Here is a 13,568-nt window from a genome sequence, read left to right on the forward strand (position 1 = left end):
AAAAACCGAGCAAAGCTTCCGCGTCCTGCTCACGCCCCTTACTTACATCCATGTCATAGGTAGGTACTTAAGAAAAATATTAAGTACAGCCTTAAAAATTTGGCTCTACCCCATACTGAAATACTCCTGTTTTTCGATCGCGTTTGGGGTGCGCCCTAGCTGCATTTTTCCTCAGAAAGTCAAATGCTCCATTAACTGCATTTAACAATCCTTTCCTATGCTTCCTAATAATCGCTGTTAATATGCCAATCCACCAACCCCCCGTTGTTTTTGCTACTGTCATTGTAGACATTTCAGTTTTGAATATCTTTTCAATACAGCCAGTTAAAAACCTTTTAAGCGTGGTTACTATTAAACTTACATAAATTAGCGCCTCTTGTAAGGTTGCGTTTGATGTTTGAAAGCCGCGTAAATTATTATAAGACTTACACTCCTTAAAAAGTAATTCAACCTGCCAGCGTAACCTATATAATTTGCCTATTTCAGTCGCTGTAAATTCATCAATAGATAAATTAGTGACTAAAAATGTATATTGTTTTTCTTTTTTTGACCAATACCCAACGACTCTTGTTAGCTTGTTTTTTATGCTAACATTCATATCAATAAGATCATTTTTAGGTAATTCGGGGAGCAACTCACATAACTTTGGGGAATGACTTCCTGTTAATTCCTGTCCATTTTGCTTAAAAGCATTATGTACTCTGACTGCTTTTAATCCCTTCGCTCTTAATACGTAAAATCCTCCTGCTTTATCTAATTCATGAATATAGCTACCTGAATAATATCCTCTATCAGCAAGTAACAACTGTCCTTTCAACTCTTTAAATTTTGGAAGTTCTTCACGTTCAGAGTAACTGTCTGGTGTTATACCTGCTTTTTCAAAGCAACCTTGCGTTAAATTTAAAGTAGCATGCAATTCAATAGCTGCTGGACACGTATTTGAAAATCGCCCAGGAAAAACATCTTTTAAAGAACGATGAAGCATAATAGAGCTACCGTCCTGAATTAAAATATTCTCAAACTTGAACAAATCTTTTTTCGTGTACTTAAGCGCATCATTTATCCAACAATTAAAAACTCTATTTGTTACCTCTCGCATTAGTTCAGCTAGTTCAGGTTTAACTAACTGGTTATGAAAAGGCTTATACTTAATAGACTGCCCTGTTAGCTGATTATAAACTCTTAATATTTCGGATAAATAGATCGTTTTTTTATCCCCAAGCGCAGCAACAAGACTAACAACCATATGAAATGCCGTAATATTTCTTTCTCTTTTAGTAAATGCTACTTGTTTACCAAGTCGGTTCAGTTTTTTTTCACTTAGGATACTTTTTAACTTATTAATAAAAATGTTAGCATTCATTTGAAGCTCTTTTCTTGATTCTGTGGTTTGTGTGGTAACAACCATTTGATCATGAATTGAGCTTCAACTCAATTTCTTAAGATCTTACCTATGACATCCATGTAAGTAACAAAGAGTTAATCGCCCCTAGGAAGAACCCTTTGGGCAGCGCATGTTTGGAATTTATACTGCGTTATCGCCTATTTATGGGGAACAACCACACTACATAGGCTCTGCCTTGCCTAAATACCAAACATACTGCTGCAAAATTAATCATAAAAGGTCAACACGCCCAAAGAAAGTGTAAGGACTACCATGTTAAAAATATCTTCATTGATCATGACTATTTCAGTACTGTCATTCTCTGCTATTGCCAATCCTGAGTCGCAAAAATACCTTGGTTTTAATTACCCGCATAAAGCGCAAAATGCTGTGAGTATCACGTTTGATGATGCTCGTCACAGCCAAGTCGATGTTGGCACTGCGATTTTGAACAGGCACCAAGTCAAAGCAACTTTTTATGTTTCCCCTTTTAACGTCAAGCAGCGCCTAACTCAGTGGCAAGACGCGGTAAAATCGGGCCATGAAATTGCAAATCATACCAGCAGCCACGTATGTACAGGGAATTTTGAATGGTTAAGAGCACAAGACTTATCACTTGAACACACTACACTCAAGTGGCTTGAAAATGATATTTTATCAGCGCAGCAATACCTAAAAGATCATTTAGGAGTGACCCCTCGCGCCTTTGCTTATCCGTGCGGCAATACATTTGTTGGCCGGGGCATTGATACTAAGAGCTACGTGCCTTTAATCGCTAAACATTTTGACAGCGGCCGAACTTGGTTAGATGAGTCAGCTAATAATCCTAATTTTACTGATTTTGCACAGCTAACAGGACTTAGGATCGACGGAATGAGTTTTGATGAAATCATTACCATGCTGGATCAATTACGGGAAAATAATGCTTGGTTGATTTTAGCGGGCCATGAAATTGGTAACGGAGATCAATATACCACTGACGCAAAAGTACTCGAGCAATTGCTTGTTTATCTGAAAGATCCTGCTAACGGTTATTGGTTAGATACAGTAAGTAACGTTAGCGACTATGTAAGACAACAGCGCAAACCATTAAATTAATCATTGCTTAAATCAAACTCTGTGGTGCGATTATCGGGATGGAGTAACTGATAACGCGCCAGCTTTCCTTGTTGTAATTCAATCAAACTAATCGCTGAATCACTCACCAAGTATTTTTGCCCCTCCCCGATGGTTTGATGTTTATCGACTTCCATCTGCCAACGCTTTGTAAAAAAGTTTAACGGGCTTTTCGGCGCGTATAAAATCGAGTCTAACTTATCCAGCACGTAAATTAATTTACGCGGAAACTCATTTTTAATACCACTGGCAGTAAGTTGCCAAATTCTATTGGGGTGCTTACCAAAGCGTTTCTGTACGGAAAAACAGAATGAGTAATGTACATCACCCGATAAAATAAGTGTTTCTTTAGGGGTATCGTCACGGCGAAAGGTATCCAGTAACTTTTTAGCTGAGCCTTCGTGGGCCATCCAGTTTTCAACATCAACTAATAATGGCTGTCCGCAAATATTAAACAATGACTGAATAGCTTCAATTGATTTAACGCCAAACACCGGTGCGGGTGAGACAATGATCACTTGTTCATGAGTCACTAAACTGTCTTCGAGCTCAGTGAGACGCTCCCAATCAAGTAGACCAGAGGGCTCATTAAAGTTTTGCTCATTACGCCAACGATGAGTGCGGGTATCCAGCACGACCACTTTAGGCACAGTATTCAGCTCATAATGCCAATGATTAAACTCGAGAATGGTTTTATCAAACGCTTTAAATTGCCATTGTTTTTGCTCAGAAAAACTCGTCTTAAACGCATCAAGTAAAGCGGCTGTTTTATGACCTGCATCATTGCCAAAGCCTTGCATCAGCCAATAACTGATCAAGCCATTATTAACAATACGGCGGCTAACTGGATGTTGGTAAATAACCTGCTCCCAACCAGCCGTCAAGTTCCAATCATCGGTAACATCATGATCGTCAAACATCATTAACGTTGAAATATTTGCTAGTAGCACCTGAACGTGTACTAAGCCATTTTTAAAATCCGTTAAAGCTGCTTTTTCATTATCAAAAACTTGCTGGCATTTGGGTGTGCTTGCTTGATAGCTAATACTATCAAAGTCAATTAAGTCCCACAGTAACGGGCTAAAATTGAGTAAATAAAGGGCTATAAACTCTTCAAAAAAGATCAAGTGATTTGCAGCTTTTAAGCTTGAAAAATGTGGCTCATCTTTTTTTAGCCAATAGCCAACCCCTATTTTATTACGTTTTTGCCAAGGGACCGTCGGTAAATATAAGTGGCGCTGATACAGTTGTTCACTTAACTGTGCAGGTAAATCAATTGCCAGTGGTTGCTCTTGGTATATTCCTAATACGCTGATCAGTCGTTCAATTGCTAATAACATCGCACCAGCAACATCATCGGCATACACTTGATCACCAGAGAGCAGTAAAACATCCGCCCCGGTTTGATTTACACTGCGATTTTGCTGTTGAAAATCATTCGCAGCCACTAAGCTATCTTTTGCAGGATGATGTGGATTACGGCATGAGCCATGTAAAATCTGCTCAAGTTTTTGCGGGATCACAAATTCAGGGGTGGCTTTTCCTTGATAACAAAAATCACTTAAATCAACGTCTGAGTTGCTGTTTAATAGGCGGTAGCTGATCAGCTGATTAACAGGCAATGTTGCGGCAATCGGTTTTACGATCACAAAGTGCAAGTAAAGATGAGTACCTAAAGCAATGCTCTGTTGCTCACTAAAAACGTCTATATCATCAAATTCAATACTAAATTGTGATGCTACAGACGTTGCAAACTGTATGCAAACCTCTGCAGCATCAGCTCGGCGCACCATCGGCCCCATTATTAATAGAGGAAGTGATGCTGTGCTCATATGCTAATTAACCTTTGTTCACTAAGTTGAACAATGAGTAGAAGTTTTCCGTAGTCGCGTTGGCAAGCTCTTTGTAGCTAATACCTTTTAAATCAGCAATGTAATAAGCAACATCTTGCACATAAGCGGGCTGATTAGTTTTCCCACGATACGGTACTGGCGCTAGATAAGGCGAGTCTGTTTCGATTAATAATCTATCAAGAGGGATTTGTTTAACAACATCTTTAAGCTCTACGGCATTTTTAAAGGTCACAATGCCAGAGATAGAAATATAAAAGCCTAAGTCGATGGCTTTTTTAGCCATATCCCAATCTTCAGTAAAGCAATGCAATACACCACCACACTTTTGTGCGTTATGTTCACGCATTAAGTTTATGGTGTCGTCGCGCGCATCGCGAGTATGAATTATAAGTGGTTTTTGTAACTCGTTCGCCACTTCAATATGACCCACAAAACTTGCTTGTTGCACGGCATGGGTGTCTTTCGAATAATAGTAATCAAGCCCTGTTTCGCCAATTGCTACTACTTTATCGTGGCTTGCTAAATCAATTAAGCGTTGTTTATCAAGTGCGTCTTTTTGATCAAGCGGGTGAACACCACACGAGGCAGAGACATCACTATAGCCTTGAATTTTTTCTAGCATACTAGGGAATTGATCAAGTGTGACACTCACACATAAAAAGTGTTCAACTTGTTTAGCCCGTGCACTATCAAGTACTTGGTCTAAGTTTAAATCGAGTTTATCAAAATCGAGTCGGTCTAAATGGCAATGAGAATCTACAATCATGTTACTGCTTACTACATGGTATAAGTTGGATTACCAGAGTTTAACATAGTCCCTAGTAGTTTTTCGATCTTCACATTTAGGTTAGTTTTATCATCGATAAAACTAATACCAATGCCCGGTGGATTAGAACTTTGCGCGCCTTGTGGCGTGATCCATGTAACTTTTCCGGTTATTACATCATCTTCAAGCGCATCCGGTAATGTCACTTTTAATGCCAATGAATGACCCATCTCATAACGCATATTAGTGCGCACAAATAGTCCACCATTTTTTAAATACGGCATATAGCAGCGGTATAATTCATCTAGATCATCTAAATCGACTAATAATTCTTGCACAATAATCCTACTTATAGCTTTTACGTAAACGATACGCTAAACGAGACACTGCCAACGGCAAGTTCAATCCTAATATCTGTGTACTGTTTTGCACAAATTCGGCCAATGCATTTTGCGCACTCTGATATGAATCAAAATCCATTCCAGCAATGAGTTGTTGTTTTAATTGTTCGCTTAAAAATAAACAAAAGACGCGAACACGCTCTGTATCTTTACTGATAATATCAACTAACGCACTGAAATTATGGCCTTGTTTTAGCTCAGTTGCAAACTTATACAATTCATCGATTACTTCCAGCTGCTCATCTTGTTGCCAACGGGCAATCAATAATGGCTGCTGGGTAAACATTTTTAACCATGGATATGCAGGAACGTGCAGTTGGGAAATCCAATTCATAGCAACATTGGCGTCATTCACTTTTACTTGTGTAAGCGCGCAGCGACTTAAAATAGTGGCCGGTAATTGCGTTGTCGCACTCGTTGTTAGTAACAAAAATCGCTGCGGGCTGGGCTCTTCTAACGTTTTAAGTAAGGCATTGGCCGCCGCTGTGGTCATTTTATGGCAATCATTGATCACCACCACTTTATTGGCATTTTGCGCCGCTGATTGATGCATGAAATCGCTGACACTGCGAATATCATCCACACCAATGCTTTGTCCATCAGCTTGCACTACATATTTGTCAGGATGAGTAACCGCTTGATTTAAATGGCAGCTCTTACAATGCCCACAAGGGACTAAGTTAGTTGCAGACAAGCACAATAATGCATTAGCCAGCTGCTCCACTAAGGCGCGCTTACCAACACCTTGTTGACCATTAAATAATTGTCCATGGTGAAAACGCCCAGCATTAAAACTGGCTGCTAATTGCTGCTCAACATTGCTAAGCCAAGGATAAATCATGTTAATTGTTACTTTTCATAAATTGTTCAAGCACGGTAATAATATCTTGATGTACTAATTGCATACTTTGACCTGCATTAACTGTTTTAATAGTGTCATCACTATTTGCGAGTTCTAAATAGCGTGCGCGGGTACGTTCAAAAAAACTCAATGCTTGTTGTTCTATGCGATCCAGCTCACCGCGTCCTTTCGCACGGGCAAGGCCCACCGCAGGTTCAATGTCCAAATAAATGGTGAGATCTGGTTTTAAACCTTTTAATACAATATTGGCGAGAGAATCTAACGTAGTAGCGGCAATTTCACGTCCGCCGCCTTGGTAAGCCTGCGATGATAGATCGTGACGATCGCCTAATACCCATTGTCCTTTAGCAAGTGCTGGACGAATAACATTATGTAGCAGTTGCGAACGGGCTGCATACATCAGCAGTAATTCTGTTTCGCTGGCAATCTGTTCGACATGGTTATCTTTTACAATAGTGCGCAGTGCTTCAGCGATGGGTGTGCCGCCGGGCTCGCGTACATTAATAAAATCAACTTTGTGCTGCTCTAAAAACTGTTGGCAAATTGCTATAGCTGTCGATTTACCGGCCCCTTCTAAGCCTTCAATCACAATAAATTTTGCTGCTGTCATGATCTCTCTTTTTAGTTTGAAAAAGCATTAATCGGCTTTCTCGTTTTATATTCTTTACTCTGATTTGCTTAACTGTTTTTGATAACGTAAGTAATCTTGTACTGCTTTGTTATGTTCTTTTAAGGTTTTAGAAAATTGATGGCTACCATCGCCTTTGGCAACAAAATAAAGGTACTCAGACTCAGGTGGATTGACTGCTGCAAGTATTGCCGCTTTTGACGGCATAGCAATCGGCGTAGGCGGTAAGCCATTAATTTTATATGTATTATACGGAGTATGATTAGTTAAATCTTTACGTTTTATATCACCATCAAAGTCAGCACCAATGCCATAAATCACTGTTGGATCAGTTTGCAAGCGCATTTTTGTATTTAGTCGATTAGTAAATACAGAGGCTATTAATGGCCGTTCGCTGGCAAGGCCTGTTTCTTTTTCAATAATTGAGGCCATAATCAATGCTTCATAGGCCGTTTTAAACGGTAAATCAGCAGCCCTGTTTTGCCAAGCCTCATCAAGTACATTTTGCATTATTTTATGCGCTCGTTTGAGCACTGAGCTTGTCGTATCATTAGCATGATAATAATAGGTATCAGGAAATAACCACCCTTCTAAATGCTGCTCAGAGCCGACTATTTGCTGAGATAGCTCACCAAGACTTAAATCTTGACGAAGATACTTGGCTTTACTTATTGCCGCTAACACGTCACGAAGTGACTGACCTTCAATAATTGTAAAACTAAAGCTTACTTGTTTACCTTGATTGATTTGCCGAATGTTATCAAGCACCGTGGCGTTATTAAGTTGATATAAACCAGCTTTTAAATCCGTCAGTGTCGGATCGAGTTTCGCGAGTATCTGATAACGTAAGCACCCATCTAACCATTTTTTTGCTTGCCACTGTTGGCAGAGTTGATTAAACCCCGTGCCTTTTTTAACTTCAAACAACGTATTCGCTGGCGCTTTTAAACTACTGTTAATAGTTGCTTGCAACTGTTGATAACCAACTCCAGTTACCAATAATGCTAGCAACACAATCGATATAATCACTCTTAACACGCAGACTCCTTGGTAAATAAACCATGCAATAATACTAAACTATTTGCTAACTCAAACTGCATACCATCAATCGCTGTAACAGGCACAATTCCCATTAAGCTATTACAACTAAATACTGCCTCCATTTGCAGCAATTGTTCTAGCTTAATATCAGTAAATTCAATGGTTAACTTATCACACAGTGATTGCAGATAAACCCCTTGAATACCACAGTTTTGCAAACTTGGACTAAAAACTCGACCATTTTTAATAGCAAAAATATTTGCCGCAGAGGTTTCAATCACATTATTGTGATAATCACACACCAGTACATCATCACAATCTTGCCCTTGCATGGCGCGTTTGATCATTACTTGCTCTAAACGATTTAACGTTTTCAAACCAGCAAGCAATGGTTGCGATGCAAGTTGCACAGGACTAATAGCGAGTTTAATACCTTGTTGTGCTAATTGAGCGTAGTGTGAAGGAAACGGTAATAGCGACAGTACAATCAATAAATTGCTTTGTTCCGGAAGGCCATAACCACGCCCTCCTTCACCACGTGTAACCACTATTTTTAAAACGCCCAGCGAAACCGTCTTAATATACTTAGCGATTGCTTGCTGCAGTGCCGATAAATCCAGCTCACCAAAACTAAGTCGCTGCGCGCATTCAACTAATCGTGCACTGTGAAGTGGCCAATGCTCTACTTGAGCATCAACTATTTTTGCAGTTGTAAAAAAGCCATCGCCATAATTAAAGCCGCGATCATTGCTACTTATGCTAACGCCTTGCTGTGGCGTGACTAATTTTATTGTTTGCGCTATGTGAGTTTTTTGTTTTGGCATATTTTGCATATAAAAAAGCCCAGTAACAACTGGGCTCTTATTTTGTCTCGTTGTTAAAAAAGATTATACCTTTTTAAATACCAACGAGCCATTAGTACCACCAAAACCAAATGAGTTACATAATGCGTAATCAAGTTTCGCATCACGAGCCGTGTGTGGAACGTAGTCCAGATCACAGCCTTCATCAGGGTTATCAAGATTAATTGTTGGTGTTACTTTTTGATCTTGTAACGACAAAATAGTGATAATTGATTCAACAGAGCCTGCTGCACCGAGTAAATGACCCATCATAGATTTTGATGAACTCACCATCACATCTTTGGCTGCATTACCAAAAATTGACTTAACCGCAGAGGTTTCTGCTTTATCGCCAGCGTTAGTCGATGTACCGTGAGCATTAATATAACCCACTTGATCTGCATTGATTTGCGCATCGTTTAAAGCATTTTCCATTGCCAAGGCTGCACCGGCACCATCTTCTGGTGGCGACGTCATGTGATAAGCGTCGCCGCTCATACCAAAACCAACCAACTCAGAGTAGATTTTTGCACCTCGGGCTTTCGCATGCTCGTATTCTTCAAGTACGATAACACCTGCACCATCAGCAAGTACAAAGCCATCACGGTCTTTGTCCCATGGACGTGATGCAGCTTGCGGATCGTCGTTTCGGGTTGATAACGCACGTGCAGCGTTAAAACCACCCATACCAATTGGCGTTGAGGCTTTCTCTGCACCACCGGCAACCATCGCATCAGCATCACCATAAGCAATCATGCGCGCAGCGTGACCAATGTTGTGTAAACCTGTTGTACAGGCTGTCACGATAGAGATATTTGGACCACGTAGACCGTGCATAATCGATAAATGACCAGAGATCATATTGATAATGGTCGACGGCACGTAAAAAGGAGAAAGCTTACGTGGGCCACTGTTTAATAACTTTATGTGGTTTTCTTCAATAAGTGTTAAACCACCAATGCCTGAACCCACAGCAACACCAACGCGGGCTGCGTTTTGCTCTGTGATCTCAAGGCCAGAATCTTGTAGTGCTTGTACACCTGCTGCAATGCCATACTGGATGAACAAATCCATTTTTTTAGCATCTTTTGCCGGCATATAGGCTGACGCATCAAAATCATTCAGCAAACCAGCGAACTTGGTGCCAAAACTAGATGTATCAAAATGAGTGATAGTTTGGATACCACTTTTGCCATTTAACAAGCCTTGCCAGGTTGATTCAACATCATTACCTAGCGGCGTCAACATTCCTAAGCCAGTTACGACGACTCGACGTTTAGCCACGGTTTGCCTCCAATAAGGGAATTATTATTTTTCTGGTGGGTATTAATACCCAAATGCGTGGAAATACAGGGTATAGATAGATTAAGGGCAGCGAACGCTGCCCTTAATATGCGATTGATTACTCAGCGTGAGCCGTTACGTAATCGATTGCAGCTTGTACTGTAGTGATCTTTTCAGCTTCTTCATCTGGGATCTCAGTATCGAACTCTTCTTCAAGAGCCATTACTAATTCAACAGTATCAAGTGAATCTGCGCCTAAGTCATCAACGAAAGAAGCTTCATGCTTTACTTCTTCTTCTTTAACACCTAGTTGCTCAATGATGATTTTCTTTACGCGTTCTTGGATGTCGCTCATTCTTCTTTCCTTTATTAAAAACGCCAATGCGTTATTTTCAGATTGCGGCGTAGTTTACGGCGCATAATTCTGTGATTCAAGGATTTGCTGATAATTTTTTATCTGGTCAAACCTCTTGACGGTTATTTGTGTCTTTTATCGCTTATTTTCAGCACGAATTCAAGTATGTTTAAAGCAAGTTAACAAAAAATTCAACATTTTTCGACAAGCCGCCTCAAAACAAAATAGGAACAAAGTTCCTTACACCATGTACATCGCACCATTTACGTGCAAAGTTTCGCCTGAAACATACGCTGCTGCATCAGATGCTAAGTAACATACTGCGGCGGCAATTTCATCCGGTTGGCCTAAACGCCCAGCAGGAACATTAGCAAGCGTAGCTGCTTTTTGCTCGTCAGTTAAGCTGTCGGTCATATCTGTTTGAATAAAACCAGGAGCAACTACGTTGACTGTAATACCACGAGAAGCAACTTCACGCGCTAACGACTTAGAAAAACCAATTACACCCGCTTTAGCTGCTGCGTAGTTAGCTTGCCCTGCATTACCCATTGTACCAACAACTGAACCTATATTGATAATTCGACCGTTTTTCTTTTTCATCATCGGGCGTAACACTGCTTTAGATAAACGAAAAACTGAGCTCAAGTTAGTATCAATGATATCGTCCCACTCTGCATCTTTCATACGCATAAGTAAGTTATCGCGAGTAATACCGGCATTATTTACTAATACGTCGATATCGCCTAAATCTGCTTTTATCGCAGCAAGTGTCGCCTCGATCGACGCAGGATCAGTTACGTTTAACGCATAACCTTTACCATTCTCGCCTAAGTATTCGCTGATATTTGCAGCACCGGACTCGCTGGTTGCAGTACCAGCAACTTTAGCACCTTGTGCTACTAATGTAGTGGCGATTGCTTTACCAATACCACGACTAGCGCCTGTGATTAGGACAACTTTGCCCTCTAACGAAAATAAATTTGCCATTTTTTCCTACTCTTATTTTGCTTCGTCAATGGCAGTTTGGCTATTCACCGAACCACATACCATTGCTTTATCAATGCGTTTAGCAAGACCCGTTAACACCTTCCCAGGGCCAAACTCGTAGCTTTGGGTAATGCCCTGCGCTACCAATGCTTGTACTGTTTCTGTCCATCGTACTGGACTGTATAGTTGACGCACTAATGCATCTTTAATAGCGTCCGCTGAACTTGCAGCTGTTACATCAACATTATTAATTACATCACACTTAGGTGTATTAAATGTTAAAGCAGCTAAATCTTTTGCTAATTTTTCTGCCGCTGGTTTCATTAGTTCACAATGTGAAGGTACGCTTACCGATAAAGGCAATGCACGTTTTGCACCGGCTTCTTTACACGCTTCTGATGCTCTGTCTACTGCGGCTTTATGACCTGCAATCACAACTTGACCCGGTGAGTTATAGTTTACTGGTGCAACCACTTCACCTTGTGCTGATGCCAAGCACGCGGCTTTAATTTCGTCATCACCTAAACCAATGATCGCAGCCATTGAACCCACGCCTGCTGGCACAGCTTCTTGCATATATAAACCACGGTTTTCAACCAATTTTACAGCTTCGCCTAAGCTCAACACATCAGCACATACCAGCGCTGAGTATTCACCTAAACTGTGACCTGCCATCGTTACGTCTGCATCTGGATTTGCAGCAAGCCATTGGCGGTAAATTGCCACCGATGCTGTTAATAATGCCGGTTGCGTACGATGGGTTTGATTTAATTCTTGTTCTGGACCATTAAGTACTAATGCAGCCAAATCATAACCAAGTGCCGCTGATGCTTGCGCGAACGTCGCTTTAACAATATCAGATTGCTCTAATAGTTCACTTAACATACCCACAGATTGTGAGCCTTGACCCGGAAAAACAAGTGCAATTTTTTGTGCCATACTTTGCTCTTTTAATTAAACAAATAAATAAATTTTTAAGTACGCACCTGAGATAGTAATTAATCGTCAGTTGCGACTTTTTTAGTTGAATGTGTTTGCTCGAAGATAGCTGCAATTTTTTCAGGAAGTTGACGTTCCACCTCTCTAGCAGCTTCGTCGATAGCAGCATGAAATGCTTTAGCTGAGGCATTTCCATGGCTTTTTACGACAATACCGCGCAATCCTACCAGAGAAGCGCCGTTATACTGGTCGGGGTTCACCCGTTTATAGAGTTTTTTTATTACTGGCTGTAACATAAATGCTAAACATTTATAGAAAAAGTGCTTTTGCAGTGCTTTGGTAAGCTTAAACATAATCAGCTTGGCAATCCCTTCACAGGTTTTCAAAGCCACATTGCCCACAAAACCTTCACAGACGATCACATCTGATTTACCAGTAAAAATATCACTACCTTCGCTGTAACCAGTATAATTAAGGTAGCTACATTGTTGCATCAGTTGTGCAGCTTGTTTGATATCTTCATGGCCCTTAATGTCTTCGGAGCCAATATTTAATAAACTCACTTTTGGACTATCACAGCCCAGTGCTTGCCCTGCGACAACCGAACCCATAATGCCAAATTGATATAAGGTTTGTGCATCACAATGCACGTTCGCACCTAAATCAAGTAAGTAAACCGGATTTTTTCGCTCAGTTGGCACAGCAGAGATCAATGCAGGACGTTTTACGCCTGGCAACATTTTCAGCACATAGTGAGCCATAAATAATAATGCACCGGTATTTCCGGCACTAACGCACGCTTGTGCCTCACCTGATTTAACTAAATCAAGAGCAACGCGCATTGAGGAATCTTTTTTAGATCGCACAGCAGAAGACGGTTCACAACTATTGGTGACTACTTGACTACAATGACGAATTATTAAACGAGGATGAGATAGAGAATCGAGAGACTCGAGTTCTTTAGATATTACTTGTTCGTTGCCACATAAGATCAATCTTAGGTTGGCATTTGCATTTACCGCGTTAACGGCTGCGGGGATAGATGAACGGGGGCCATAATCGCCCCCCATCATATCTAACGCAATTGTTAGATTGGTCAGCATAAAAGCA

At 40.6% G+C, this 13,568-nt stretch carries 14 protein-coding genes; 1 reads left to right on the forward strand and 13 read right to left on the reverse strand.

Annotation, left to right across the window (positions count from 1 at the left end; translation table 11 throughout):
* Window positions 1–91: 91 nt before the first annotated feature.
* Window positions 92–1,363, reverse strand: a complete 1,272-nt coding sequence (locus tag PVK79_RS15720; protein WP_182732681.1) for an IS4 family transposase — start codon at window positions 1,361–1,363, stop codon at window positions 92–94.
* A 294-nt stretch (window positions 1,364–1,657) separates the two neighbouring features.
* On the opposite strand from PVK79_RS15720, the gene PVK79_RS15725 reads away from it, so the two are divergent.
* Entirely contained in the window at window positions 1,658–2,482 is an 825-nt protein-coding gene (locus PVK79_RS15725) for a polysaccharide deacetylase family protein (protein ID WP_257326143.1), read from the forward strand.
* On the opposite strand, the gene PVK79_RS15730 is transcribed toward PVK79_RS15725, so the two are convergent.
* The 12 genes from PVK79_RS15730 to plsX all read right to left on the reverse strand — a co-directional run bounded on the left by PVK79_RS15730 (window position 2,479) and on the right by plsX (window position 13,561).
* Window positions 2,479–4,332, reverse strand: coding sequence for a metallophosphoesterase family protein (locus PVK79_RS15730; protein WP_257326144.1), 1,854 nt, complete (start codon window positions 4,330–4,332; stop codon window positions 2,479–2,481). The two genes, PVK79_RS15725 and PVK79_RS15730, sit on opposite strands and share 4 nt — an antisense overlap.
* A 7-nt stretch (window positions 4,333–4,339) precedes the next feature.
* Window positions 4,340–5,119 carry a TatD family hydrolase gene (locus tag PVK79_RS15735; RefSeq protein ID WP_182739752.1) on the reverse strand — a complete coding sequence of 260 codons (780 nt, stop codon included), beginning with the start codon at window positions 5,117–5,119 and terminating at the stop codon, window positions 4,340–4,342.
* An 11-nt stretch (window positions 5,120–5,130) separates the two neighbouring features.
* Complete coding sequence (locus PVK79_RS15740; RefSeq protein WP_145233592.1) at window positions 5,131–5,457, reverse strand: PilZ domain-containing protein; 327 nt, start codon at window positions 5,455–5,457, stop codon at window positions 5,131–5,133.
* Between the two features lie 7 nt (window positions 5,458–5,464).
* Complete coding sequence (holB, locus tag PVK79_RS15745) at window positions 5,465–6,361, reverse strand: DNA polymerase III subunit delta' (RefSeq protein WP_149982363.1); 897 nt, start codon at window positions 6,359–6,361, stop codon at window positions 5,465–5,467.
* A 1-nt stretch (window position 6,362) separates the two neighbouring features.
* Window positions 6,363–6,992, reverse strand: a complete 630-nt coding sequence (tmk, locus tag PVK79_RS15750; RefSeq protein WP_149982364.1) for a dTMP kinase — start codon at window positions 6,990–6,992, stop codon at window positions 6,363–6,365.
* A gap of 54 nt (window positions 6,993–7,046) precedes the next feature.
* The gene (mltG, locus tag PVK79_RS15755; protein ID WP_257326145.1) at window positions 7,047–8,048 is read right to left on the reverse strand and encodes an endolytic transglycosylase MltG; all 1,002 of its coding nucleotides are present in this window, start codon (window positions 8,046–8,048) and stop codon (window positions 7,047–7,049) included.
* Window positions 8,042–8,875 carry an aminodeoxychorismate lyase gene (gene pabC, locus PVK79_RS15760; RefSeq protein ID WP_257326146.1) on the reverse strand — a complete coding sequence of 278 codons (834 nt, stop codon included), beginning with the start codon at window positions 8,873–8,875 and terminating at the stop codon, window positions 8,042–8,044. Before pabC ends, mltG begins: the two co-directional genes overlap by 7 nt.
* Window positions 8,876–8,938: 63 nt before the next feature.
* Window positions 8,939–10,177, reverse strand: a complete 1,239-nt coding sequence (gene fabF, locus PVK79_RS15765) for a beta-ketoacyl-ACP synthase II (RefSeq protein WP_149982366.1) — start codon at window positions 10,175–10,177, stop codon at window positions 8,939–8,941.
* Between the two features lie 118 nt (window positions 10,178–10,295).
* Window positions 10,296–10,532 (reverse strand): acyl carrier protein, encoded by a 237-nt coding sequence (gene acpP / locus PVK79_RS15770; protein ID WP_016707440.1) that lies wholly within the window; start codon window positions 10,530–10,532, stop codon window positions 10,296–10,298.
* Window positions 10,533–10,772: 240 nt separating this feature from the next.
* Window positions 10,773–11,519 (reverse strand): 3-oxoacyl-ACP reductase FabG, encoded by a 747-nt coding sequence (gene fabG, locus PVK79_RS15775; protein ID WP_145233587.1) that lies wholly within the window; start codon window positions 11,517–11,519, stop codon window positions 10,773–10,775.
* A gap of 12 nt (window positions 11,520–11,531) precedes the next feature.
* Window positions 11,532–12,458, reverse strand: coding sequence for an ACP S-malonyltransferase (gene fabD, locus PVK79_RS15780; RefSeq protein ID WP_145233586.1), 927 nt, complete (start codon window positions 12,456–12,458; stop codon window positions 11,532–11,534).
* Between the two features lie 59 nt (window positions 12,459–12,517).
* Window positions 12,518–13,561, reverse strand: a complete 1,044-nt coding sequence (gene plsX / locus PVK79_RS15785) for a phosphate acyltransferase PlsX (RefSeq protein WP_145233585.1) — start codon at window positions 13,559–13,561, stop codon at window positions 12,518–12,520.
* Window positions 13,562–13,568 lie beyond the last annotated feature (7 nt).

It is taken from the genome of Pseudoalteromonas rhizosphaerae (assembly GCF_028885455.1).
Lineage (GTDB): Bacteria > Pseudomonadota > Gammaproteobacteria > Enterobacterales > Alteromonadaceae > Pseudoalteromonas > Pseudoalteromonas rhizosphaerae.